This is a genomic window from Sphingomonas quercus, from assembly GCF_018863195.1.
Taxonomy (GTDB): domain Bacteria; phylum Pseudomonadota; class Alphaproteobacteria; order Sphingomonadales; family Sphingomonadaceae; genus Solisphingomonas; species Solisphingomonas quercus.
On the sequence record NZ_JAHKRT010000008.1, the window covers coordinates 108,323 to 132,827 of the forward strand.

The 24,505-nt window shown below is 68.3% G+C and carries 26 protein-coding genes and 2 tRNA genes; 17 read left to right on the plus strand and 11 right to left on the minus strand.

Annotation, left to right across the window (positions count from 1 at the left end):
* Positions 1-41 precede the first annotated feature (41 nt).
* The 3 genes from rnpA to KOF26_RS14715 form a co-directional block, all read right to left on the minus strand.
* Positions 42-398, minus strand: a complete 357-nt coding sequence (rnpA, locus tag KOF26_RS14705; protein WP_363182269.1) for a ribonuclease P protein component — start codon at positions 396-398, stop codon at positions 42-44.
* On the minus strand, positions 395-529 hold the full coding sequence (rpmH, locus tag KOF26_RS14710; protein WP_015459770.1) for a 50S ribosomal protein L34: 135 nt from the start codon (positions 527-529) through the stop codon (positions 395-397). The genes rnpA and rpmH overlap by 4 nt, the downstream gene beginning before the upstream one ends.
* Before the next feature lie 90 nt (positions 530-619).
* On the minus strand, positions 620-922 hold the full coding sequence (locus KOF26_RS14715) for a hypothetical protein (RefSeq protein ID WP_253201478.1): 303 nt from the start codon (positions 920-922) through the stop codon (positions 620-622).
* A gap of 148 nt (positions 923-1,070) precedes the next feature.
* On the opposite strand from KOF26_RS14715, the gene KOF26_RS14720 reads away from it, so the two are divergent.
* The gene (locus tag KOF26_RS14720) at positions 1,071-2,579 is read left to right on the plus strand and encodes a YifB family Mg chelatase-like AAA ATPase (protein ID WP_216326607.1); all 1,509 of its coding nucleotides are present in this window, start codon (positions 1,071-1,073) and stop codon (positions 2,577-2,579) included.
* A 663-nt stretch (positions 2,580-3,242) separates the two neighbouring features.
* Positions 3,243-3,692, plus strand: coding sequence for a DUF805 domain-containing protein (locus KOF26_RS14725; protein WP_216326610.1), 450 nt, complete (start codon positions 3,243-3,245; stop codon positions 3,690-3,692).
* 65 nt (positions 3,693-3,757) lie between these two features.
* Here KOF26_RS14725 and KOF26_RS14730 read toward each other — a convergent pair whose 3' ends face one another.
* Entirely contained in the window at positions 3,758-4,264 is a 507-nt protein-coding gene (locus KOF26_RS14730) for a macro domain-containing protein (RefSeq protein WP_216326614.1), read from the minus strand.
* Positions 4,265-4,424: 160 nt separating this feature from the next.
* Here KOF26_RS14730 and KOF26_RS14735 point away from each other — a divergent pair, with 160 nt between their 5' ends.
* A complete protein-coding gene (locus tag KOF26_RS14735) occupies positions 4,425-5,606 on the plus strand; it encodes a YncE family protein (protein ID WP_216326617.1) in 1,182 nt (393 codons plus the stop codon).
* A 4-nt stretch (positions 5,607-5,610) separates the two neighbouring features.
* Here KOF26_RS14735 and KOF26_RS14740 read toward each other — a convergent pair.
* Positions 5,611-5,694: transfer RNA gene (locus KOF26_RS14740), tRNA-Leu, on the minus strand.
* Positions 5,695-5,810: 116 nt separating this feature from the next.
* Here KOF26_RS14740 and KOF26_RS14745 point away from each other — a divergent pair.
* The 3 genes from KOF26_RS14745 (at position 5,811) to KOF26_RS17230 (ending at position 8,317) form a co-directional block, all read left to right on the plus strand.
* On the plus strand, positions 5,811-7,028 hold the full coding sequence (locus KOF26_RS14745) for an AI-2E family transporter (protein WP_216326896.1): 1,218 nt from the start codon (positions 5,811-5,813) through the stop codon (positions 7,026-7,028).
* A gap of 73 nt (positions 7,029-7,101) precedes the next feature.
* Positions 7,102-7,178, plus strand: a tRNA-Asp gene (locus tag KOF26_RS14750).
* A gap of 431 nt (positions 7,179-7,609) precedes the next feature.
* Positions 7,610-8,317, plus strand: a complete 708-nt coding sequence (locus tag KOF26_RS17230) for a PEPxxWA-CTERM sorting domain-containing protein (protein WP_253201479.1) — start codon at positions 7,610-7,612, stop codon at positions 8,315-8,317.
* A gap of 67 nt (positions 8,318-8,384) precedes the next feature.
* On the opposite strand, the gene KOF26_RS14760 is transcribed toward KOF26_RS17230, so the two are convergent.
* On the minus strand, positions 8,385-8,609 hold the full coding sequence (locus tag KOF26_RS14760) for a DUF2842 domain-containing protein (RefSeq protein WP_216326621.1): 225 nt from the start codon (positions 8,607-8,609) through the stop codon (positions 8,385-8,387).
* The gene (locus tag KOF26_RS14765) at positions 8,606-9,106 is read right to left on the minus strand and encodes a 5-formyltetrahydrofolate cyclo-ligase (RefSeq protein WP_435876862.1); all 501 of its coding nucleotides are present in this window, start codon (positions 9,104-9,106) and stop codon (positions 8,606-8,608) included. The genes KOF26_RS14760 and KOF26_RS14765 overlap by 4 nt, the downstream gene beginning before the upstream one ends.
* Here KOF26_RS14765 and KOF26_RS17500 point away from each other — a divergent pair.
* A complete protein-coding gene (locus tag KOF26_RS17500) occupies positions 9,047-9,181 on the plus strand; it encodes a hypothetical protein (protein WP_435876867.1) in 135 nt (44 codons plus the stop codon). The genes KOF26_RS14765 and KOF26_RS17500 overlap by 60 nt on opposite strands.
* Before the next feature lie 257 nt (positions 9,182-9,438).
* On the opposite strand, the gene KOF26_RS14770 is transcribed toward KOF26_RS17500, so the two are convergent.
* Together KOF26_RS14770 and KOF26_RS14775 are read right to left on the minus strand one after the other, a co-directional pair.
* Positions 9,439-9,735, minus strand: a complete 297-nt coding sequence (locus tag KOF26_RS14770) for a cell division protein ZapA (RefSeq protein ID WP_216326624.1) — start codon at positions 9,733-9,735, stop codon at positions 9,439-9,441.
* Positions 9,732-9,905, minus strand: coding sequence for a hypothetical protein (locus tag KOF26_RS14775; RefSeq protein ID WP_216326627.1), 174 nt, complete (start codon positions 9,903-9,905; stop codon positions 9,732-9,734). Before KOF26_RS14775 ends, KOF26_RS14770 begins: the two co-directional genes overlap by 4 nt.
* Positions 9,906-10,031: 126 nt before the next feature.
* Here KOF26_RS14775 and tkt point away from each other — a divergent pair, with 126 nt between their 5' ends.
* From tkt to KOF26_RS14800, 5 genes are all read left to right on the plus strand, one after another.
* A complete protein-coding gene (tkt, locus tag KOF26_RS14780; protein WP_216326630.1) occupies positions 10,032-12,014 on the plus strand; it encodes a transketolase in 1,983 nt (660 codons plus the stop codon).
* Between the two features lie 13 nt (positions 12,015-12,027).
* Entirely contained in the window at positions 12,028-13,038 is a 1,011-nt protein-coding gene (gene gap, locus KOF26_RS14785) for a type I glyceraldehyde-3-phosphate dehydrogenase (protein ID WP_216326633.1), read from the plus strand.
* 165 nt (positions 13,039-13,203) lie between these two features.
* Positions 13,204-14,403, plus strand: a complete 1,200-nt coding sequence (locus KOF26_RS14790) for a phosphoglycerate kinase (protein ID WP_216326637.1) — start codon at positions 13,204-13,206, stop codon at positions 14,401-14,403.
* Positions 14,404-14,818: 415 nt separating this feature from the next.
* Entirely contained in the window at positions 14,819-15,274 is a 456-nt protein-coding gene (locus KOF26_RS17445) for a PEPxxWA-CTERM sorting domain-containing protein (RefSeq protein WP_363182263.1), read from the plus strand.
* Positions 15,275-15,484: 210 nt separating this feature from the next.
* Positions 15,485-16,393 carry a class I fructose-bisphosphate aldolase gene (locus KOF26_RS14800; RefSeq protein WP_216326643.1) on the plus strand — a complete coding sequence of 303 codons (909 nt, stop codon included), beginning with the start codon at positions 15,485-15,487 and terminating at the stop codon, positions 16,391-16,393.
* Between the two features lie 34 nt (positions 16,394-16,427).
* On the opposite strand, the gene KOF26_RS14805 is transcribed toward KOF26_RS14800, so the two are convergent.
* Entirely contained in the window at positions 16,428-17,177 is a 750-nt protein-coding gene (locus KOF26_RS14805) for a DUF72 domain-containing protein (protein WP_216326648.1), read from the minus strand.
* Between KOF26_RS14805 and thiE the strand changes: the two genes are divergently transcribed.
* From thiE to KOF26_RS14830, 5 genes are all read left to right on the plus strand, one after another.
* A complete protein-coding gene (gene thiE, locus KOF26_RS14810) occupies positions 17,176-17,880 on the plus strand; it encodes a thiamine phosphate synthase (protein ID WP_253201480.1) in 705 nt (234 codons plus the stop codon). The genes KOF26_RS14805 and thiE overlap by 2 nt on opposite strands.
* A gap of 78 nt (positions 17,881-17,958) precedes the next feature.
* Positions 17,959-18,975, plus strand: a complete 1,017-nt coding sequence (locus tag KOF26_RS14815) for a L,D-transpeptidase family protein (protein ID WP_253201481.1) — start codon at positions 17,959-17,961, stop codon at positions 18,973-18,975.
* Between the two features lie 25 nt (positions 18,976-19,000).
* Positions 19,001-19,552 (plus strand): M23 family metallopeptidase, encoded by a 552-nt coding sequence (locus KOF26_RS14820; protein WP_435876865.1) that lies wholly within the window; start codon positions 19,001-19,003, stop codon positions 19,550-19,552.
* Between the two features lie 113 nt (positions 19,553-19,665).
* Positions 19,666-20,229, plus strand: coding sequence for an elongation factor P (efp, locus tag KOF26_RS14825; protein WP_216326653.1), 564 nt, complete (start codon positions 19,666-19,668; stop codon positions 20,227-20,229).
* A 4-nt stretch (positions 20,230-20,233) separates the two neighbouring features.
* Positions 20,234-21,049: an inositol monophosphatase family protein gene (locus tag KOF26_RS14830; RefSeq protein ID WP_216326655.1), complete on the plus strand. Its 816-nt coding sequence runs from the start codon at positions 20,234-20,236 to the stop codon at positions 21,047-21,049.
* Between the two features lie 78 nt (positions 21,050-21,127).
* On the opposite strand, the gene KOF26_RS14835 is transcribed toward KOF26_RS14830, so the two are convergent.
* Positions 21,128-24,481, minus strand: a complete 3,354-nt coding sequence (locus tag KOF26_RS14835; RefSeq protein WP_216326658.1) for a glycosyltransferase — start codon at positions 24,479-24,481, stop codon at positions 21,128-21,130.
* Positions 24,482-24,505: the final 24 nt, after the last annotated feature.

Consider the following 24,505-nt stretch of genomic DNA (forward strand, 5'->3'; position numbering starts at 1 on the left):
CGCGCCTGGCGAACGGCAGGTCGCCGAATGCCGGTGCGCGCTCATGCCTCACCCGCCCGTTGCGCCAGCTTGCGCAACGCCTTTTCGAGATCGGCGCGGAGCTTCGCGAAATCGCTCTCCACACCGCCGGCCCGCGCGATCAGCACATGATCCGCGCCGGCGATCCCGAACGCCGGCATCAGCTCGCGGCCGAGCGCGCGGAAGCGGCGCTTGACGCGATTGCGGACCACGGCGTTGCCGATCTTCTTGGTGACGGTGATGCCCAGCCGGCGGACCGGATCGCCATCGCCGCGCGGGCGGGCGAGCAGCACGAACCCCGGCATCGGCGCGCGCAAGGCGCTGTTCGCCGCCAGGAAATCCGGGCGGCGGCGCAGGGTCTCGTAAGGAGAGGGCTTCAGGCGGAAAGCGTCTTGCGGCCGCGGGCGCGGCGAGCCGCCAGCACCTTGCGGCCACCCGGCGTCGCAGAGCGCGAGCGGAAGCCGTGGCGACGCTTGCGCACGAGGCGGCTGGGCTGGAAGGTGCGCTTCATCGTTCATTCCTCGGGCGTGTCGTCTAACGAAAAGGGCCGGCATGGGCCGGCCGCTGTCGAAGGGGCGCATAGGTCGAACGGGCATGAGAGTCAATCTTCGCCGCGCGCACGGCGCCTGGCGACGCGGCGGCGGTGGCTCTCCCGCCTCAGCGCCCAATCTCCCCAGCCGCCGAGACGCGGCCAGCGCGCCTTGAAGCGCACATAGAGCCGTTTGGCCATACTGGAATTCTTGAGGACCAGCGCCATGCCGCCGGCGAACAGGAACACGCCGCCCGGCCCGGGCAGAATGCCGACCACCGGCGTCAGCACGAGGAGCACGATGCCGAGCCCGAACAGCCACGGGCGCGTCCAGCCCGGCAGGTGCAGGTGCATGATCTTGGGTGGCCCTGGCATCGCCGCCTGATGTTGGGGCGGCCGGACAGGCCCGCAAGTGCGACGCCGGGCATCGGCCTTATCATGGCCATCCCGGCCATTGCCGTTTTCGGGTCGAGATCCTAGTAACTCGCCTGCGGGCCAGCGTTTGATAGGGGCCCGCATTCCCATGGTTGCGCATGTTTCCACCGTCGCCTTTCTCGGGCTGGAGGCGCGCGGCGTCGAGGTGCAGGTGCAGCTCGCCGCCGGCCTGCCGGCGTTCGTGGTGGTCGGCCTCGCCGACAAGGCGGTGGCGGAAAGCCGCGAGCGGGTACGCGCCGCGCTTGCCGCGATCGGGCTGGCGCTGCCGCCCAAGCGCATCACGGTGAACCTGTCGCCGGCCGATCTCCCGAAGGAAGGATCGCACTTCGATCTGCCGATCGCGCTCGGCGTGCTCGGCGCGATGGGTGTGATCGATGCCGAGACACTAGGCCAATATGTCGCAGTGGGCGAGCTTGGGCTGGACGGGCGGGTGCTGCCCGCGCCGGGGGTGCTGCTGGCGGCACTCCACGCCTCGGAGCGCGACCTCGGCCTGGTCTGTCCCGCTGCACAAGGGCCGGAGGCCGCCTGGGCGGGGCGGGTGGAAGTGATCGCGGCGCCCGACCTGCTCGCCCTGCTCAACCATTTCAAGGGCACCGCGCCGCTCGCCGCGCCGCGTCCCGGCGGGGCGGCCGAAGGCGAGGCGGGGCCGGACCTCGCCCAGGTAAAGGGGCAGGAGACCGCCAAGCGCGCGCTCGAGATCGCGGCGGCGGGCGGGCATAACCTGTTGATGACCGGCCCACCGGGGGCCGGCAAGTCGCTGATGGCGGCGTGCATGCCGGGCATCCTGCCGCCGCTGACCCCGGCCGAGGCGCTCGAGGTGTCGATGGTCGCCTCGGTGGCGGGCCAGCTTGCGGGTGGGCGGCTGGTGCGCCGCCGGCCGTTCCGCGCGCCGCATCATTCGGCGTCGATGGCGGCGCTGACCGGCGGCGGCCTCAAGGCGCGGCCGGGGGAGGTGAGCCTCGCCCATCTCGGCGTGCTGTTCCTCGATGAGCTGCCGGAGTTTCAGCGCGCCGTGCTCGATTCGCTACGCCAGCCGCTTGAGACGGGGCGGGTGACGGTGGCCCGCGCCAATGCCCATGTCACCTTTCCGGCGCGCGTGCAGCTGGTCGCGGCGATGAACCCATGCCGGTGCGGCCATCTCGGCGATCCGGCGCTGGCGTGCGCAAGGGCGCCGCGCTGCGCGGCCGATTATCAGGCGCGCGTCTCCGGCCCCCTGCTTGATCGCATCGATCTGCATGTCGAGGTCGCCGCCGTCTCCGCCGCCGACCTCGCCTTGCCGCCGGCGGCCGAGGGTTCCGCCGCGGTGGCCGCGCGCGTCGCGGCCGCGCGAGCGATCCAGACCGCGCGTTACGAAGGCGAGGGCGCGCGTACCAATGCCGAGGCGGACGGGCTGCTGCTCGACCGGGTGGCGACGCCGGATGTCGCGGGGCGCGCCCTGCTGGCCGAAGCGGCCGCGAAGATGCGGCTGTCGGCGCGCGGCTATCATCGGGTGCTCAGGGTGGCGCGCACCATTGCCGACCTCGCCGCAGTGGAAAGTGTCGGCCGGACGCATGTCGCGGAGGCGCTGAGCTACCGGCGCCGTGCCCCGGTGAACTGAACGACCCGACACACCCGCGCCCCCAGGCTGGGCACGTTGCGGTCGCCACCCGGCACCGGCGCCTGGACGCAGGGAAGCATGGACCCTGAATCGAGTTCAGGGTGACGGGTAGGGGTTTGGGCGGTCGCTCGCCTCCCCTACAATCCTCGTCATGCTGAATTCGGTTCAGCATCCACCTGGCCGCTGGCGCGCGGGTGTGGGGAGGCGCGGACCCCGTACCGGGTTCAGGGCGACGGACGGGTTAGGCCGCCCGGTCGCTCCCGCCACGAACCTCGTCCTGCTGAACTCGGTTCAGCATCCAGCTGGCGGCTAGCGCGGGGTGAGGGGAGGCGTGGACCCTGAATCGAGTTCAGGGTGACGGGTGGGGTTTGGGCGGCCGCTCGCCTCCCCCACAATCCTCGTCATGCTGAACTTGGTTCAGCATCCACTTGACCACTAGCGCGCGGGTGTGGGGAGGCGTGGACCCTGAATCGAGTTCAGGATGACGGGTGGGTTTGGCGCCCGGTCGCCCCGCCCACAGAGCTCGTCATGCTGGGCCCGTTCCGGCATCCATGCCGCCGCCCAGGCCTTCTGCTGCGGGAAGGCGGGTGAGGCTCGCCGCGGCGCTCGATCACGCGGCCTCGCCGCTCCGTCGCGGGGCATGTCGATTTTGTCGCGGTGCAGATGATCCCACCCCGGCTCGCGCGCATCGTCGTCCAGACAAGGTTGGAGGTGCGCATCATGACCCATCCGCTGTTGCCGCTGGTCAGGCTCTTCGATTTCGAAGGCCGCTCGCGTCGCCGGGAGATGTGGTCGCTGGCGTGGATCGCGGCGGCAGCGGTGTCGGTGTCGGTGGCGTGGGACGCCCATCTCGGGCGGGGACACGCCATTGCCGGGCTCGCCGGGCCGCTGACGGTGATCGTGGCCCTCTCGCTCAGCCTGCCGCTGGCGGCGGTGACGGTGCGGCGGCTGCACGACGTCGGAAGGCCGGCGGTGGCGCTGACGGTGGCGCTGGTGCCCGTGATCGGCTGGCTGTGGCTGCTCGGCTGGCTGACCGCGCGCGGCGATCGTGGCGCCAACCGCTTCGGCGCCGATCCCAAGGGAGCCCAGCGCGGCCCCGCCTTCGGACATTGACCGGCTTTTCCGTGGGGGAAGGGGACGCCCGGGCCTGTTGAGGGGCAGGCCCGGGCGATACCCGCTCAGGCCGGCTCCCGGGCGGCCTGACCCTGGTGATAGACGACATAGACATAGACGGGGATGCCGAGATCGCCGAGGTGGCGCGCGATCAGCGGCTTCACGTCCGCCCAGTCCAGCCCACCGACGCCGGTGGCGAGCCGGGGCAGGGCGATGCTCTCGATCTTCTCGTCGCGGATATGGTGGGCGAGCGCGCGCAGCGCCCGGTTGACATATTCGAGGGTCGCCCGCCCGGGATGGCCGCTGGCATGCTCGGCCGGTTCCTGGGTCAGCAGGCTGACGATGCGCACCGGCCCGCCATCCGCCCCGACCCCGCTCCACGCCCAGACATCGCCGGGCTGCGGCCGGCTGAGGTGGCAATAATGACGGAAATCCTTGGCGAGCGACGGCCACCGCTCCCTGAGCGCCAGCGCCAGCCCGGTGGCGAAATGATCGCCCGGCGCGACGCCATGGGCAATGACCTGCGCCCGGCTCAGCAGGATATCGCCCTCGACTTCATGAATCTTGCCCATCGGCACTCCCCTTCTGGTGAACGGACCATCATGGCGAAGCAATGCCCGGCGGGCTTTGACGCCGCGCAATCCGGACAGGCGTGACAACGGCTTGCGCGAAGCTTCATATACTATATGAAATCGGGGCGTCCGGTCGAAAGAGCCGGAAGGGGAGGACGAGATGACGGCATTCAGGCGCCTGGCACTCCCGGCCGGATTGATCATGTGGAGCATGTTCGCCATTCCCGCTCCGGCGCAGATCGCCGTATCGGCCAATGACGGCAAGCAACTCCGTCCCGGCGAAGCGCCGTCGACCCGGGTGCCGGACATGATCGCCACCATCGACATGCGCCGCTATCCGCCGAAGACGCTGGCGACGATCGAGGTGCCCGCGAGCCTGGTCGGCCCGCCGACGACAGTGGCGGTGGCGCACGACGGGCGGCTCGCCTTGGTCTCGGCGGCGCAGCGGCTCAATGCCGCGGGTGAGATCGAACCGAATGGCGTGCTCTCGGTGATCGACCTCCGCGATCCGGCCGCGCCGAGGATCGTCCACACCCTCGAGACGGTCCCCGGCCCAGGCGGCATCGCGATCAATCGCGCCGGCACGCTGGCGCTGGTCGCCAGTCCGGGCGATCACAGCATTCTCGTCTATGCGATCGCCGCCGGCCGTCTCGCGCCCGCCGGCAGGCTCCAGTTGCCGGACCGCACGCGGCCGACCGATGTCACCTTCGCGCCCGATGGCAGGAGCGCGCTGGTCACCGGGCAGGGATCGAACCGGCTGATTCGCCTGACCGTCGCCGGCAGCGCGCTCACGGTCGCCGACGCGCGGATCATGCCCGGCCGCCAGCCATGGGGCGTGACGTTTAGCCGTGACGGCCGCTATGCCTATAACAGCAACCTCGGCGGCAATCTTCCCGCCGCCGGCGAGCCGGCGCCGGCACCGGGCACGCCACGGCCGGGCACGGTGTCGGCCACCGACCTCGCCACGGGCGCGGTGACCAGCGTCGAGGTCGGCCTGACGCCCGAGCATGTCGCGCTGTCGCCGGATGGCCGCTGGCTGGCGGTGGTCGTCGCCAACGGCTCGGCGCTGGCCGAGACGGCGCCGGGCTACCACCCCTACGGTTTGCTGCAGGTCTATCGCGTCGACGGCGTCAGCCTCACCCGCGTTGCCGAGGCGCATAGCGGCGGCTGGTGCCAGGGCGCGGTGTTCAGCGACGATGGGCGCACGCTGCTGCTCCAGTGCAGCCTCGACAAGGCGATCGAGGTGTTCCGCTTCGACGGCAAGACGCTGGCGCAGGACATGGCGGCGACGCTGCGCTTCCCCGGGCGCCCCGGTGCGATGGCGACGGCGTCGAGCCGCTAACGGCTGGTGCGGGCGGTCGGACTCGAACCGACATGTATTGCTACGGCGGATTTTGAGTCCGCTGCGTCTACCATTTCGCCACGCCCGCGCGGCTGTGATGCCCCCTTGCCACAGTGTTATCGCTCCGGTCCAGCCGGGATGCGGCGACTGCGCCGCATGCTAGACTGTCTTCCCGCGGGCGCGATTCGGTGGGCTGGAATGAAGATGCAGATGGATCATGGGCAGGAACGGCTCGACGACCGCCCGGTCGCCGAGCTGCCGGCCGTGGCCGTCACCCGCGTCGCCGAGCCGCAGGAGACGGCGGCGGCCGTCGCCCATCGCCGCGAGCGCCTGCTTGCCGCGCTGACGCTGATCGCCGGTATCGGGCTGGTCGTGGCGCTGCCCTTCGCGTTGCGCACTGGCGCCGAATTCTTCCTGCCGGTGACGGCGGCGCTGGTCGTCGCGGTGGCGCTGGTGCCGCTGCTCGAATGGCTGGAGCGCCGGCGGGTGCCGTCCGGCGCGGCGGCGTTCCTGTGCGTCGGCTTCTTCCTCGGCCTCGTCAACGTGGCGATCGCCTCGATCATCGTGCCGGCGTCAGGCTGGGTGGCGCTGCTGCCGAGCCGCATCGGGCAGGTCAAATCGACGATCAAGCCGATCATGGAGATCTACCAGAGCCTCGATCGCTTCATCAACGAGACAACCCGGCAGGTGGCGATCAGCCGCGCCAGCGGCGTGCGCACGGTGACGCTGGAGACGCCCAACTCGCTCCTCGATCTCGTCGCCAGCTCGGCGCCGCACGCCATCGTGCAGATGTTCTTCGGCACCCTCGTCATCTATTTCTTCCTCGCCGGATGGACGGCGATGCGGCGGCGGACGATCACCAGCCGCGGCAGCTTTTCAAGCGCGATGGCGACGGCGCGCGTCATCCAGGATGTCGTCGACGCGACATCATCCTATCTGACGACGATCACGCTCATCAATCTGGTGATGGGCGTCGCGGTGGCGATGGCGATGTGGGCGATCGGCATGCCGACGCCGTTGATGTGGGGCGGCATGGTCGCCTTGCTCAACTATGTGCCTTATCTGGGGCCGATCGCGGCGGCGCTGCTGCTCGCGCTGGGCGGGCTGATGACTTTTCCCGATCCGTGGTCGGCGCTGCTGCCGGCGGCGTGCTTCGTGGCGATCCACCTCGTCGAGGCCAATGCCATCACCCCGACCATCGTCGGCAAGAAGCTCACCATCAATCCGCTGCTGATCCTGGTCGCGTTGAGCTTCTGGGGCTGGGTGTGGGGAACGACGGGGGCGCTGCTCGCGGTGCCGCTGCTGATCATCCTCAAGACGGTGCTGGATGCTGCCGGCAAGCCCGATATCGCCGGCTTCCTGTTCGAGGACGGCACGCTCGCCCGCCCGCCCCATGACGAGGCCGAGCGCGACGAAGGCTGACTTATCCCCAGCCGCGTCGTGAAGCGTGTTGACAGGCCGGGAGGTGTCGCCTAGTGGCCCGGCTCCGCTTTGAGCGGGTGTAGCTCAGTTGGTTAGAGCGCCGGCCTGTCACGCCGGAGGTCGCGGGTTCGAGCCCCGTCACTCGCGCCACTCCCCTGAACGATCGGGGATTGGCGGCCCGCCTGTGGCCCTGCCAGATCCGCCATCCCGGAGACGCCAGCACTCTCGTTGCATCGACCGCGTCGCGTTGCGCCGGTCGTGGACGCCGATTGTAATATGTCGGAAATTCTTACAGTTCGCTTGCGCCGCCGCCGCCCGCCAGCAAGCGCTCGTAAACCTGCAAATTCCCGATGAATCCGCCGCCGTCATTCGCATCAGCCTTGTGCCATTTGGGCACATCGGGCCGGCACAACTGTCGAAAAATCTTACACATTCGGCCGCGAGTTAACCGTCGCGTTTCCACAACATATTGATTTCGCAGTATATATGCAATCTGGCATATAATGTGATTAACTATATCCATGCTATGCATGCATCTGGCTGGGTTCGGCATGGCTTAAACCCCTCTCAGGAGTTTCCCCATGAGGTTTTCCCCACTCGCCCTTGCGGCGGTCGCGTGCCTCGGCACGGCACCTGCCCATGCGGCGGTCTTCCTGCAATTTGGTCAGGCCGACGCGACCAACGTCTTCAGCTATACGAACGATGGCAGCGGCGGGGCAGCGCTGGCCGCCAGTGGGAGCGTCCTGCTTCCCGCGCTGTCGAGCCTCGACCTTGCGGACTATGGCCTGTCCACCACGGACACCTATCATCTTTCGTTGAACGCCACCTCGACATCGGGGGTGCTCACCGGCTTTCCGGGGCAGATTGGCCAGTATTTCTCGGGCTCATTGAGCATCAGCTCGCAGAGCGCGGTCAACGTCCTGACCATCGACTTTGCGGACGCGTTCTTCGGCGCTCAGGTCGGCGGTAACGTCGCGTCGCTCTCGCTCAGCGCGCCGCCGGGCCTGATGACAATGTTCTCCACGGTTTTCGATTTCGCGAACGTCGAGACGGAGTCCTTCGCTCTGAGCTTCAATAATGCGGTCCTTGCCGCGGGCGGCTCGCCATTCGGGGCGAGCGCGATCGGCGATTCCACCATGTCCGGCGTCGGCAATTTCGACTCCCAGCCGCTACCGCCGCCGTTCGTGCCGACCGTGCCGGAGCCCGCGACCTGGGCGATGATGGCGCTCGGCATCGGCCTGGTCGGATTCGCGACGCGGCGCCATCGCCGCCTCGCCGTCACGTCCTGAGCCGATCCCCGGACGCGCTTCGGGGGGAGAAGCGGTGTCGCGCGGGCAGGCGCGGCACCGCTTTATTCTAGCGCCATCGGCCGGTTTCCATCCAGGCGAGCAGCCGCCGCAGCGGCAGCAGCCAGATCCACGCCAGTCCGAGCACGATATAGACCGGTGCCTGCGCCAGCGCCGGCAACCGCTCGATCCATGGCGAGGCGAGCAGCACCAGCCCCGCCCACAGCATGATCAGCGCCATGATCGCGAAAGCGCCGGCGGGTTTGCGCCAGGTCGGCTGGGACGGGTTGCTCATGCGGTGATCCATTCGCGCTCGGTGGCGACGGCGTGGAGAGGGACGTCCCACGGCTCGGCGGGGAGGGGGGCGTCGGCCTCCTGCGCGCTCCACGCCAGGCCGATGCGGCGCGCCTCCGGCAGGGCGGCGAAGGCGCGGTCGTAATGGGCGGCGCCCTGCCCGAGCCGGCCGAGCGCGCGGTCGAAGCCGACCAGCGGGGCGAGGATCAGGTCCGGTTCCGCGGGGGTGGCGCTGGCGAGGGGCTGGAAGAGGCCGAACGGCCCTTCGATCAGCGGATCGCCGTCCGCCCATAGCAGGAAGCGCAACGGCGCCTCGCGACTCTCGACATAGGGGAGGGCCGTGGCGCGGCCCTGCGCGGCGGCGGCGGCAAGGATCGGGCGCGGATCGACTTCTGCGCCGACGGGCACATAGCCCGCGACGATCCGCGCCGCACCGAATTGCGCGATCACGCGCTCGGCAAGGGCCGCGGCGGCGGCATCGAATGCGGAGGCGTCCATCGCGTCGACGAACGCCCGCCGGCGGCGGCGGAGCGCGCGGCGCAGGGCGAGCTTGGCGGGGTCAGCGCCGGTTGAAGGGGTGGTGGGACCGCCATGACCGTTTGCCGGAATATCCTCTGACGCCGTCAACGTCAGGTGGGAACCATGTAACTCAGACCTGGATCTGGTCAGGGACAGCTCCCATGGATTGTGAATCGCCTCAGGGATGTTCGCTCGGCTCGTACCGGGCAGAACCCACCATGGCCTAGATAGGGACAGGGGGCGTCGGGCTCAAGGTTCCTGCAGCGTCATGTTGCACTTGTTTCAGCATGACGGTGGGGATCGCCGGGCGGTCAGCCCGCGGCCAGCCGCTCCAGCCGGACGGCGATCGTCTCCAGCCGGTCAAACGTGGCGTCGTCGAGCGCGGCGCCCGTCTCGACCGCCGAGGCACGGGCCTCGCCCAGTTCATCGGCGAGGAGGAGGGCGGCGAACAGCAGCTGGCGGGTCGCGTCCATGCGGCCCATCGCGTCGGTCGCCTGCGCCACCTTGTTCTCGATGACGCGGGCTAGGCCGAGGAAATGGCCCTCCTGGCCGGCGCGGCAGGCGATGTCGTAGCGGTGGCCGGCAATGTCGAGCGAGATGCGATTCACGGGCGATCCGCCTCGATCAGCCGATCCAGATCGGCGACCGCCTGCGCCATCGCCTCGCGCAGCGCCTGATGGCGGGCGGCGAGCCGCGGGTCATGGGCGGGGCGCGCTTCGATGCGGTCGAGCGCGTGCCCGATGCGGTCCAGAAGCGTGGCGAGGCGGGGGTCGGACATGGGCGCAGACTTAGCATGACGCGGCCCCCCCGCAAGGTTGACGATGGACCCGGTGCGCGCCAATGAGCCCACGTCCGCGCGGGATTCGTGCGGGCCATCGCTCTTTTTCAGGATCGTCACCTCAGAATGACCATCGCCGTGAAGACGCTCGCCAACGCCGTCCGGGCGCTGTCGATGGACGCTGTCGAGGCCGCCAAGTCCGGCCACCCGGGCATGCCGATGGGCATGGCGGATGTCGCAACGGTGCTGTTTACGCGCTATCTGAAACATGATCCGGCGGCGCCCGACTGGGCGGATCGCGATCGGTTCGTGTTGTCCGCCGGCCATGGCTCGATGCTGATTTACAGCCTCCTGCACCTCACCGGTTATGCGCGGCCGACGATCGAGGACATCCGCAACTTCCGCAAGCTCGGCAGCCCGTGCGCCGGCCATCCGGAGAATTTCGAGCTGGCCGGCGTCGAGGCGACCACCGGGCCGCTCGGCACCGGCCTCGCCACCGCTGTCGGCATGGCGATCGCCGAGCGCCACCTGAACGCGACGTTCGGCGACGGGCTGGTGGATCACCGGACCTGGGTGATCGCCGGCGATGGCTGCCTGATGGAAGGCATCAACCACGAGGCGGTGGGCCTGGCCGGCCATCTCGGCCTCGGCCGCATGGTCGTGCTGTGGGACGATAATCGCATCACCATCGACGGCGCCGTCGATCTGTCCTCCTCGGAGGACGTGCTCGGCCGTTATGCCGCCTCGGGCTGGCACACCCTCGCCTGCGACGGCCATGATCCGGACGACATCGCCCGCGCCATCGACGAGGCGGTGGCCGATCCGCGGCCGTCGATCGTCGCCTGCCGGACGATCATCGGCTTCGGCGCGCCGAGCAAGCAGGGCACCTCGGCTACCCATGGCTCGCCGTTGGGCGCCGACGAAGTCGCGGCGGCGCGCGTCGCGCTGGGCTGGACGGCCGAGCCGTTCGTCATTCCCGACGACATTGCCGCGGCATGGGCCGCAGCCGGCACGCGCGGCCGCGAGGCATGGACGGCGTGGAACGAGCGGCTCGCCGCCGATCCGCAGGCCGCCGAGTTCATCCGGCGCATGAAGGGCGAACTGCCGCAGGGCTTCTCGCTCGCCGCGCATATCGACGGGCTGATCGCCGAGCCGAAGACGGTCGCCACCCGCGTCTCCTCGCAAATGGCGCTGGACGCGGTCAATGCGCTGTTGCCGGAAACGGTCGGCGGCTCGGCCGACCTCACCGGATCGAACAACACCAGGACCAAGGGCCTCGCCCCCTTCACCCGCGACGATCGCGCCGGCCGCTACCTTTATTACGGCATCCGCGAGTTCGGCATGGGTTGCGCGATGAACGGCATGGCGCTGCACGGCGGCGTCATTCCCTATAGTGGCACCTTCCTCTGCTTCGCCGACTTCGTCCGGCCGGCGATCCGGCTGGCGGCGCTGCAGCGCATCCGCTCGATCTTCGTGATGACCCATGATTCGATCGGCCTCGGCGAGGACGGGCCGACCCATCAGCCGATCGAGCATCTGATGTCGCTGCGCGTCATCCCCAATCTCGACGTGTGGCGTCCCGCCGACGCGGTGGAGGCGGCCGAGGCGTGGGAATTGTCGCTGAGCCGCGTCGACGGGCCGTCGCTGCTGGCGCTGACCCGTCAGAATCTCCGCCAGCTCCGTACCGAGAAGGGCGAGAATCTTTCGGCACGGGGCGCCTATCGGCTGAAGGCGGCGGAGGCGAAGCGCCGGGTGATCCTGATCGCCAGCGGCTCGGAGGTGGAGATCGCCCTCGACGTCGCGTCCCGGCTTGAAGCCGAGGGGGTGGGCGCCGATGTGGTGTCAATGCCCTGCTGGTCCCGGTTTGACGCGCAGCCGAAAAGCTATCGCGACGATGTGCTGCCGCCGGTCGACCCGTCGGAGGTGCTGCGCGTCTCGATCGAGGCCGGCACGACGATGGGCTGGGAACGCTACACCATGGTCGACGGCATGCGCTTCGGCATCGATCGCTTCGGCGCCTCGGCGCCCGCGCCCGACCTCTACCGTTATTTCGGCCTGACCGCCGAGACTATCGCGCCGCAGCTGCTCGGCGCCGTCCGCACCGCATAAGGAGATCACAGACATGGCGACCAAAGTTGCGATCAATGGCTTCGGCCGCATCGGCCGGCTGGTGGCCCGCGCGATCCTGGCCAATCCGAATTGCGGGCTGGAGCTGGTCGCGATCAACGATCTCGGCGACGCCAAGGCCAACGCGCTGCTGTTCAAGCGCGACAGCGTCCACGGCGCCTGGGCCGGGGAAGTCCGCGCCGACGGCAACGACCTGATCATCGACGGCAAGCGCATCAAGGTGACCGCCGAGCGCGATCCGGCCAACCTGCCGCACGGCGCCGACGGCGTCGACATCGCGCTCGAATGCACCGGCATCTTCGCCGACAAGGCGAAGGCCTCCGCCCACCTCACCGCCGGCGCCAGGCGCGTGCTGATCTCCGCGCCGGCCAAGGGCGTCGACCTGACCGTGGTCTATGGCGTCAACCACGACAAGCTCACCGCCGACCATGTCGTCGTCTCCAACGCATCGTGCACCACCAACTGCCTGGCGCCGGTGGCCAAGGTGCTCAACGACGCGATCGGCATCGAGCGCGGCCTGATGACGACGGTGCACAGCTACACCAACGACCAGCGCATCCTCGACCAGATCCATGGCGACATGCGCCGTGCGCGCGCCGCCGCCATGTCGATGATCCCGACCACCACCGGCGCCGCCCGCGCGGTGGGCGAGGTGTTGCCGGAGCTGAAGGGCAAGCTGGACGGCTCCTCGATCCGCGTGCCGACACCGAACGTCTCGGTGATCGACCTCACCTTCACGCCGAAGCGCGACACCAGCGTCGAGGAAGTGAATGCCGTGCTGAAGGCAGCGTCCGAGAGCGGCCCGCTCAAGGGCATCCTCCAATATGTCACCGATCCGCTGGTCTCGATCGACTTCAACGGCGATCCGCATTCGTCGTCGGTAGACAGCCTCGAAACGGCGGTGATCGAGGGCAAGCTGGTCCGCGTGCTCTCCTGGTACGACAATGAATGGGGCTTCTCGAACCGCATGGTGGACACCGCCGCGGCGATGGCGAAGCTCATCTGAACAGGGCGGGAGGGAAGCGGATGGCTTCCTTCCCCCGTCCGCCATGCCGACCTGGTCAGCTTCCACTCCCTCTTCGCAAGCTTTCGAGTTCGCGGCTTGGTGGAACCCTGAAACAGGTTCAGCGTGGCGACGTATCAAGACGAAATCCGGCGAAGGATCCGACCCGTGACCCAATTCCGCACCCTTGACGATCTTGGCGACATCCGGGGCAAGCGCGTGCTGGTGCGCGAGGACCTGAACGTGCCGATGGAAGACGGGCGGGTCACCGACGACACCCGGCTCCGCGCGGCGGCGCCGACCATCGCGGAACTCGCCGACAAGGGCGCGAAAGTGCTCGTCCTCGCTCATTTCGGCCGTCCCAAGGGCGAACGGCGGCCGGACATGAGCCTCGCGCTGGTGACCAAGCCGCTGTCGGACGTGCTCGGCCGTGAAGTGACCTTCATCGACGATTGTATCGGCGCAGATGCCGCGCGTGCGGTCGAGCTGCTGTCCGAGGGCGGCATCGCGATCCTGGAAAACACCCGCTTCCATAAAGGCGAGGAGAAGAACGATCCGGCGCTGGTCGCCGAGATGGCGAAGCTCGGCGACCTTTATGTCAACGACGCCTTCTCCGCCGCGCATCGTGCCCATGCCTCGACCGAGGGGCTGGCGCATGTGCTGCCGGCCTATGCCGGCCGCTCGATGCAGGCGGAGCTGGAGGCGCTTGAAAAGGCGCTTGGCAGGCCGGAGCATCCGGTGGCAGCGGTGGTCGGCGGCGCCAAGGTGTCGACCAAGCTCGACGTGCTGCGCCACCTCGTCGCCAGGGTCGATCATCTGATCATCGGCGGCGGCATGGCTAACACCTTCCTCGCCGCGCGTGGACTGGATGTCGGCAAGTCGCTGTGCGAGCATGACCTCGCGCAGACCGCGCTTGAGATTCTCGACGCCGCCGATCGCGCAAATTGCACCGTGCATCTGCCCTATGACGTGGTGGTTGCGAAGGAATTCCGCGCCGATCCGCCGACGCGCACGGTGAATGTGCATGAAGTCGCCGCCGACGAGATGATCCTCGATGTCGGCCCGGCGGCGGTGGAAGCGCTGGGCGACGCACTGAAGACCTGTCGCACGCTGGTGTGGAACGGCCCGCTCGGCGCCTTCGAGACCTCGCCCTTCGATGCGGCGACGGTGGCACTGGCGCGCACCGCTGCCGCGCTGACCAAGGAGGGCGGGCTGATCTCCGTCGCCGGCGGCGGCGATACGGTGGCGGCGCTCAATCAGGCCGGCGTGGCGGACGATTTCACGTTCGTGTCGACGGCCGGCGGGGCCTTCCTGGAATGGATGGAAGGCAAGCCCCTTCCCGGCGTCGAGGCGCTCGAGCGCGCCTGACGCGCAACACTTTCTAGAATTTCGAAAGAACGGCGCGACCCGCTCGGAACCGATCCCGGGCGGGTCGCGTTTGCGCTGCGGGTTGGGACCGGCACAGGCCGGGCCGCGGCCCAGTCCTGCCTGGGACAAATACTCGTTGGCTAAAGTCAAACCGAGGACTGGTGTCGTCCGCGGGAGTATTGTCATGTCTAAACGACAATATTTGTCCAAAAATGGGACTGAGATCCTGTGATTTTTCTCGTTAAACATGGTTAACGTGAACTATTTTATTATTAACAAACATCGATAACGTGCTACGTGTGCGTTGCAGCAACCTCCGGCGACTGGGAGTTAAGCTATGACCAAGCTATACCGATATCTGACCGTTCTGATGGCCATCTGTGGCTTCGCTGCCATTGCGACCCCGGCCCAAGCCGTGAATACCAGCTATGCTTTCTCGGGCACCTGCCTCGATTGCGGCGCCGACACCAGCGCCACGGGCGTGCTGACGCTGTCTGACTACACGCTCGGCGATACGCTGAGCGTCGGCAACTTCGTCAGCTTCGTCTACAGCTCGGCTATCTATCCGACGCTGACGATCGACACGATCACCTCGATCGCAGGTGCGATCACCGGTAACGGCGCCAACAACGTGGCGTTCTTCGGCATGTCCGGTGGTGACAACTATTATTTCGGTAGCGCCGTCCGCGCCGGTTCGTGGACGCTGACCAACATCTTCCCGCAGGACGTCGGCATCAACGGCAGCTGGACGGCGCTCGACGCGACGTCGGCCGTTCCCGAGCCGGCCGCCTGGGCGCTGATGATCCTCGGCTTCGGCGTGGCGGGCGCTTCGCTCCGTCGTCGCAAGACGGTGGCGACCGTCGCCGCCTGAGCGATCCGAAGCTTCGGCTTGAAGGGGCCGCAGACACGGTCTGCGGCCCCTTTTTCATGTGCGATGGCGGTTTTTCGCCGCGTTGCGGCATCAGGGGCCGGGCGAAGCGGCAAAAAGCCGCGCGGCCTCGCTTATCGGACAGTTGTCGCAGCCGCACAGGATGCTATCAGGCCCGCATCCTTTCATCATGACCAACAACAGGGGTGATGCATGACGCCTACGGTGAAGGCCATTCTCGCCAATTACGAGTCCGACAATCCGGGCACCAAGGCCAATCTCGCCCGCATCCTGATGCAGGGGCGGCTGGGTGGCACCGGCAAGCTCGTCATCCTGCCGGTGGACCAGGGGTTCGAGCACGGGCCGGCGCGCAGCTTCGCGGTCAATCCCGCGGCCTATGACCCGCACTATCATTACCAGCTGGCCATCGACGCCGGGCTTTCCGCCTACGCCGCGCCGCTCGGGCCGCTGGAAGCGGGCGCCGACACCTTCGCCGGCCAGATCCCGACCATTCTCAAGGTCAACTCCTCGAACAGCTGGGCGACCTCGATCGATCAGGCGGTGACCGGCACGGTGGACGATGCGCTGCGCCTCGGCTGCTCGGCGATCGGCTTCACCATCTATCCGGGCTCGGACAATATCTTCGAGCAGATGGAGGAGATCCGCGAAATGTCCGCCGAGGCCAAGGCGGTCGGCATCGCGACGGTGATCTGGTCGTATCCGCGCGGTGGCGACATCTCCAAGGCCGGCGAGCTGGCGCTCGATGTCGGTGCCTATGCCGCGCACATGGCGGCGCTGCTCGGCGCGCACATCATCAAGGTCAAGCTGCCGACCGACCATATCGAGCAGAAGGACGCGCAGAAGGCCTATGAAGGCGGCGACTGGTCGACCCAGGCCAAGCGCGTCGGCCATGTCGTGCAGTCCTGCTTCAACGGCCGCCGCATCGTCGTCTTCTCGGGCGGCGCCGCCAAGGGCACGGACGCCGTCTATCAGGACGCCCGCGACATCCGCGACGGCGGCGGCAATGGCTCGATCATCGGCCGCAACACCTTCCAGCGCCCGCGCGACGAGGCGCTGGCGATGCTCGACAAGATCGTCCGGATCTACAAGGGCGAGGAATAAGGGCGGGGCGGGGGCGGGGCGCGGCTGTTGCGCCTCACCCCGTCGCCTGCCGGATCATCGCGCGCAACGTCTGCGCGTCATGGAGCGCGGCGCCCCCGATATCATTGTTGAAATAGGCCCAGACAGGGCGACCCCGGCGCGCCTGCGCCGCCATCCAGTCCGCCCAGCCGAGCAGCGTGTCGTCGGCATAGCGACCCGAATATTTGCCGGTGCCGCCGTGGAAGCGGACATAGGCGATCGGCCCGCTCGCGGCGCGCGGCGTGGCGATGCCCGGAAAATCGTGGGTGCAGAAGCTGGCGCCGTGATGTTCCAGCAGCTCGAACACCGCCTCGACATGCCAGCTCGCGTCGCGGAACTCGAAGACATGGGTGATGTCGGCGGGGAGCAGGCGCAGGAAGCTTTCCAGCCGCTCGAGGTTCAGCTTGAAGCGCGGCGGCAACTGGTAGAGCACCGGGCCGAGCCTGTCGCCGAGATGGCGCATATTGCCGAGCATGCGATCGAGCGGCTCGCCGCAATCCTTCAGCTTCCTGGCCTGGGTGAGGTAGCGATTGGCCTTGACCGCGTAGCGGAAATCCGGCGGCGCCTGTTCGCGCCATCCGTCGAACGTTTCCGGCGGCGGCAGGCGATAGAAGCTGTTGTTGATCTCGACGGTGTCGAAATGCTCGGCATAGAAGGCGAACCAGCGCTTGACCGCCAGCCTCTCGGGATAGAAGGCACCGCGCCAATGGCGGTAGTTCCAGCCGGAACAGCCGATCCGGATCGCAGCGGGAATGGAGCGTGTCATGGCCGAAACTGATCCCCGGGAGCAGGATGATCCCACCGGCCTCAACGCGCTGGACGGCTTTGCGGATCGCTTCGAAGGCGATGACCGGCGCCCCCCCTGCCAGCTTTACCTGATCTCACCCCCATCGATCGACGCGGGCTTCGCCGAGCGACTGGACCGGGCGCTGGCGGCGGGGCCGGTCGCGGCCTTCCAGTTGCGCCTGAAAGGGCTGGACGATCATGCCGTCGCGGCGCTGGCGCCGCCGCTGCAGGCGATCTGCGCGGCGCATGACGTGGCGTTCATCGTCAATGATTCCATCGGTCTCGCCAAGCGACTGGGCGCGGACGGCGTGCATCTCGGTCAGGGCGACGGCGATCCGCGCGACGCGCGGGCCGTGCTCGGCCCCGGTGCGCAGATCGGCGTCACCTGTCACGACAGCCGTCACCTCGCCATGGAAGCCGGCGAGGCGGGCGCCGACTATGTCGCGTTCGGCGCCTTCTATCCAACCGACACCAAGGAGACGCGGCACCGGCCCGATCCGTCGATCCTCGGCTGGTGGTCGACGCTGTTCGAAATCCCCTGCGTGGCGATCGGCGGCATCACGCCTGACAATGCCGCGCCGCTGATCGCGGCGGGGGCCGACTTCCTGGCGGTGTCTGGTGCGGTGTGGAACGATGCCGAGGGCGAGGCGGCGGCGGTCGCGAGGTTCGCCGACCTGCTTTGACAATCTCTCCCAAATTCGGACGTTTCGGAAACTGAACGAGCCTGCCGCGTTTCCCGCCTGCAGAAGAAGGGAGACCGGATGACGAAGCGGATTCCGCGCCTCGGCGCCGTGGCGCTGATCGGATTGGCGATGTCGGCACCGGCGATCGCGGCCGCGCAGAAGGGGGCGCCGCCGGCCGCGCTTTCGATGGACATCATGCACATCCAGGTGATCCTCGATCATCTCGGTTTCTCGCCGGGCGTGATCGACGGCAAGCCGGGCCAGTCGCTGAAGCTGGCGCTGCGCGGCTTTCAGTCGGCGCGGGGCCTGTCCGAAACCGGCGACATGGACCGGCCGACGATGGCCGCGCTCGCCAATTGGCGGTCGATCCGGCCGCTGCGGACTTTGGTGGTGACGCAGGCCGACGCCGCCGGCCCGTTCGTCGGTCCATTGCCCGACGACATGGCCGAGCAGGCCAAGCTGCCGACGCTCGGCTATGCCGATCTTTCCGAGAAGCTGGCCGAGAAATTCCATACCACCCCGGCGACGCTGGCGGCGCTCAATGGCGGCCGCTTCCGCCCGGCGGCGGGCGCGAAGCTGCGCTTCCCCAATGTCCTGCCGCAGTCGCGCAGCTATCCCGAGAAGCTCGACGCGAACTGGCGGCAGACGCTGTCCGACCTCAATGTCGATGCCAGATCGCCGGTGGCGGCGCGCATCGTCGTCGACAAGTCCGAAGGCGCGCTCAAGGTCTATGACGAGGATGACAGGCTCGTCGCCCAGTTCCCGGCGACGATGGGCAGCGAGCATGATCCGCTGCCGCTGGGCGGCTGGACGATCAAGGGCGCGGCATATAATCCGCCGTTCCACTATAACCCGGCGCTGTTCTGGGATGCGGACTCCAATGAGGGCAAGGCCAGGCTGCCACCCGGCCCGAACGGCCCGGTGGGGGTGGTCTGGCTGGACATCTCCAAGGAGCATTACGGCATCCACGGCACGCCAAACCCCGAGAAGATCGGCCGCACCGAAAGCCATGGCTGCATCCGTTTGACCAACTGGGACGCGGCGCGCCTGTCGTTGATGGTGAAGCCCGGCACACCGGCGCTGTTCCGGGAATGAGGCGGTGAACCGGCTCGGGATGACGATGCTGCTGTTCTTCCTGCTGCTGGCGGCCGGCAGCCTCGCGATCCTGCGCGTCGGACCGGCCTCCGCTCCGGCGGCCGGGTCGCGGCGGGCTGCCGCCGCCCCGGCCGCGGGGGTTGCAGATGCCGGCCTCGTCTTGCCGGTGGCCGGGGTGCGTGCCGAACAGCTCGCCGACACCTTCGGCGACGAACGCGGCGACGGCGCGCGCGGCCACGGCGCGATCGACATCATGGCGCCGGCCGGCACGCCGGTGCTGGCGGCGACGGCGGGCACGGTCGAGAAGCTGTTCGACAGCAAGCTTGGCGGCCACACGCTTTACCTGCGCACCCGCGACGGCGGGACGATTACTTATTATGCCCATCTCGATCGTTATGCTCCGGGCATCGCCGAGGGTGTGACGGTGGCGGCAGGGACCCCGATCGCCTTCGTCGGCTCCACCGGCGACGCCAGCCCGGAGGCGCCGCACCTCCACTTCGAGGTGCATCGCATGGCGCCGGGCGAGGGCTGGTGGCAGGGGACGGGGATCAATCCCTATCCGCTGTTGACCCACTAGGCGGGAACCCGCCCCGTCACGGCTGTCGCCCTTATTGGATTCAGACCGCAGTTGCCGCCGGGCGCGCCAGCGGCTAGAGCGCCGCACTGCTCTTTCAACCTCGCGAGACTCCCATGAAGATCAGCGGCGTGGACATCCGTCCCGGCAACATCATCGAATATGAGAAGGGCCTGTGGAAGGCCGTCAAGATCCAGCATACGCAGCCCGGCAAGGGCGGCGCCTATATGCAGGTCGAGATGAAGAACCTGATCGACGGGCGCAAGACGAACGTGCGCTTCCGCTCGGCCGAGACGGTGGAGCGGGTGCGGCTCGACACCAAGGACTTCCAGTTCCTGTTCCGCGAGGGCGACCAGCTCACTTTCATGGACAAGGACAATTACGACCAGGTGTCGCTGCCGGCGGACATGCTCGGTGACGCGGCCGCCTTCCTCCAGGATGGCATGGACGTGGTGATGGAGCTCTATGAGGAGCGCCCGATCTCGGTGCAGCTGCCCGACACGATCGAGGCGACCATCGTCGAGGCCGATGCCGTGGTGAAGGGCCAGACGGCGTCTTCGTCCTACAAGCCGGCGGTGCTGGACAATGGCGTGCGCGTGATGGTGCCGCCGCATATTTCCGCGGGCACGCGCATCGTCGTCGATGTCTATGCCCAGGAATATGTCCGCCGGGCGGATTGATCAGATGGTTGCGCACTCCGGCCTCATCACCGTCATGCAGAAAGCGGCCCGCAAGGCGGCGCCGCGGCTGCGTCGCGACTTCAACGAGGTCGATGCCCTGCAGGTATCGCGCAAGGGGCCGGCGGACTTCGTGTCCATGGCCGACAAGCGCGCCGAGCAGACGATCTTCGAGGAGCTGAAGCACGCACGGCCCGACTGGGGCTTCGTGATGGAGGAAGGCGGCGTGGTGGAGGGCGACCCCACCAAGCCGCGCTGGATCGTCGATCCGCTCGACGGCACCTCCAACTTCCTCCACGGCGTGCCGCACTTCGCCATTTCGATCGCGGTGGAAGAGCCGCGCGCGGGCGGGCGCGGCGAGGTGACGCAGGGGCTGATCTACCAGCCGCTCACCGACGAGACCTTCTGGGCCGAGAAGGGCCGGGGGGCGTGGCTGCAGGACCGGCGCCTGCGCGTGTCGGCGCGACGCGACCTTACCGAATCGATGATCGCCACCGGCATCCCCCATCTTGGCCGCGGCGATCCCGAGCAGTGGCAGCGCATCTTCCGCGCCATCTCGCCCGAAGTGTCGGCGATCCGCCGCTTCGGCGCGGCGACGCTCGACTTCGCCTGGGTCGCGGCGGGCCGGTTCGACGGCTTCTGGGAACAGGACCTCGACATCTGGGACGTCGCGGCGGGCATGCTGCTGGTCCGCGAGGCAGGCGGCTACGTCACCGACTTCCGCGGCGGCGACAAGGCGATCGACCGGCGGGAGTTCCTGGCGGCCAACGACCAGCTTCACTCCCGACTGCACAAGCTGGTCGGCACGGCGGTGCGCGCCTAGTTCCTCCCCCTGTCGGGGAGGGGGGCGGGCGAGGGCTGGCGCAGGCTGACCCACTCGTCGTCAGGGGTCAACGGAAGCTCAGCCGGCCGCCACCCGGCCCGAGCGCTCCAGCTTGCCCCAGCCGACCCAGGGGCCGCGCAGCGCCTGCACGATCGCCTTCACCACGACATAATACATCACCTGACGGTAACCGATGCGCTGCGGAATGAGCAGCCAGAGCAGCCGCCATCTCTCGCGCCGCTCCAGCGCGAACGCGATGGTCGCAGCGAGCACGTCGATGGCGGTGAACACCAGCCAATAGGTTAGCATGCGGCCGAGATCCGTGGAGGTCTGCGCCCAGCCATGTTCGTGGACCTTCGCCCACGTCTCCAGCATCGAGATGATCAGGGCGAGGTCGATGATCGGCGAGATCGCGGCGAGGAAGAGCTGGAACACGATCGCCTGCGGCAGGCCGATGCGGGCGAGGCCCGGCGGCCGGCCGCTGGAAATGGCGCCACGATGCTTCCACAGGCATTGCAGCGTGCCGAACGCCCAGCGGAAACGCTGTTTGGCGAGCGCCTTGAAGCTCTCGGGGGCCTCCGTCCAGGCGACCGCGTACTGATCATAATGCACCTTCCAGCCGGCGCGCTGGATGGCGATGGTCAGGTCCTGATCCTCGGCCAGCGTATCGGTGGGATAGCCGCCGACCTCGCGCAGCGTGGCGGTGCGCCACGCGCCGACGGCGCCGGGCACGACCGTCATCGCATCAAGCCGGGCCAGCGCGCGCCGCTCCAGATTCTGGGCGGTGATATATTCCAGCGCCTGCCAGCAGGTGACGAGGTTGACGCGGTTGCCGACCTTGGCGTTGCCGGCGACGGCGCCGAGCGCGGGATCGTCGAACCAGCGGGCGAGGCGGGCGATGGTGTTCGGCTCGAACTGCGTGTCGGCGTCGAGCGCGATGACGATCTCGCTCTCGACCTGCATGAGCGCGGTGTTGAGCGCGCGCGCCTTGCCGCCATTTTCGAGGGTGAGCAGCTTGACCCGCGGCTCATCGGCGAAGGCCTCGGCGACGACCGCGCTGGTGCGATCCTTCGAGCCATCGTCGATGACGATCACGTCAACCGCCACGTCGCGGCTGTCCAGGACCCGGCGAACGGCGCGCTCGATCACCCGCTCCTCGTTGAAGGCGGGGATCAGCACGGTGACGTGGCGCGCGGGGTCGATCGCGGGGAACAGGGTTCGCGATTCCCGGCGCGCCTGCACCAGGGCGAGGCCGGACAGCGCGATGGCGCGCAGGATGCCGAGCGTGATCGCGACGATGAACAGCCATTTGATGGCGATGGTCAGCCAGCCGAGGACCAGGAACAGCCCGAGGTCCGCCTGCGCCGCCAGCCGATCGGACGAGGAGATGGGCGGGTTGGCCATGCCGGGCGGCAGGCCGGCGAGCTGGGACACGGTAGCGAACTTGTAGCCGCGCTGCTTGAGCGCCTTGATGAGGGTGGGGAGCGCAGCCAGCGTCTGGTCGCGATTGCCGCCGGAATCGTGAAGCAGGACGATATTGCCGCTATGCTCCTCGCTGGAATCCTCGACGCCCTCGATGGTGCGGTCGATGATCGCCTGTACGCCCGGCCGCTTCCAGTCGTCCGGATCGACGTGAAGGCCGACGGAAAGATAGCCGAGCTGCTGCCCGGCATAGACGGGGCCGACCTCGTCCGCGGTGCTCGGCTCGGCGTCGCCGAAATAGGGCGCGCGGAACAGGCGCAGCGAATGGCCGGTAAACGCCTGGAACAGCCGCTGCGTGGCGTTCAGCTCCAGCCGGGTCTCGCGCATCGTGGCATGGGCAAGATTGGGGTGGGTATAGGTATGGCTGCCCACCTCATGCCCCTCGGCGAGCAGCCGGCGCAGCAGCCCGCGCTCGGTAAGGCCGTTCTCGCCGATCATGAAGAAGGTGGCGTGGACGCCGTTCGCCTTGAGCACATCGAGGATCGGCGCCGTCCACACCGGGTCCGGCCCGTCGTCGAAGGTGAGCGCGACATAACCCGGACGATAGCCGGTACGCTGCACCTGCCAGGGCGAGGGCAGGCGATCGAAGCGGACATTGTCGATCATCCCGTCCCTGGTCGTGGTGACGGTGCGCTGGCCGGTGACCGGGGTCGCGCCGATGCGCAGGATCTCGCCGGCGCCCTCGATATCGACATTGGTGCCGGCCGGGATGGTCTGGATCGCCTGGGGCGGCGGCAGTGGGCGGCGATGGCGGCCGAAAATCGTCCAGATCGACGGATCCTCGCTGCCCAAGCGCCACAGCGCCATCGCGTGCACGCCGGCGCGGTTCAGCACCGCCATCTGGTTATAGGCCATCGCCGCGTCTGCGACCCACACCTCGTGATGGACCTCGCCTTCGTCATAGGCGAAGCCGCTATTGCCGCTCGCCCTGTCGTAGCGCGGCACGACGTCGGATTCGCGCGCGTTCAGCCACGCTTCCTCGACGGAAAGCGCGTCGGTGTCGCCGCCCTTCTTCCAGTCATAGGCGTAGGATGCGATGCAGACGACGAGCTGGTTCGCCGGCACCACCCGCGCGGCGTTGGCGACGACCCCCTGAAACCAGCGCTGGGACGCGATCGGCCCCGGATCGCCGCCCTGATAATGCTCGTCATAAGCCATCAGGAACAGCTTGTCGGCGACCTTGGCATATTGGGCGAGGTTCCAGTCGGGATTCTCGGCCGGCACGGCGATGGCGACGATCCATTTGCGCCTGGCAAAGCGCGCGCGTGCCTCGGCGAGGAACTGGCGGTAATCAGACTGGGCGGAGAGCGGCAGGTCCTCGAAATCGAAGAAGGCGCCATCGGCCCTGACCTCGACCAGCAGCGCCTCGACCCGATCCAGCGCGAGCCTGCGCTGCGCCGGATCGTGCAGCATCGCGGTCGCGCCCTTGGTGTCCCAGTCGCCTTGCAGTGCATTCTGGACCATCGGCAGCAGCAACGGGCGATGCGCGGCCTGGTTGATGATCGCGCGGCCCTTCGCGTCCGGAAACAGGGTGACGTGGTGATCGGGGCCGGTGATCGACAGCCAGCCCGGCATCAGCCAGTCGAGATCGTCGATATGGCGGCGCAGCGAGGCTGCCGATCCTTCGTCCCACGGGGTGTGAAAGGCCATGGCCAGCGGCCTCGTGCCGGTGGTCGCCGGGCGGCTGCCGGTGAACAGCCGCTCGGCATAGCGTGCGGCATGGCGGAGCGAGCGATTCGAGCGATGCAGGAAATCGTCATTGCCCGTCGGGCGGTGAAGCGGGGTGCGCTCGGTCGTGAAGGGCAGCTGGCGCTGCGGCACCACTTCGAGGATCGTGATCGCAAACGCAGCCGTGGCGAGCAGCAGCAACAGCGCGAACGCCACCACCGCGACGCCGAAGCGCCGGCGCCTGCGGCCGGAAGCATCATAGAAAACCGGGTTTTCCGCCATTGGAGCCGTGTCGGGGGTTGATCC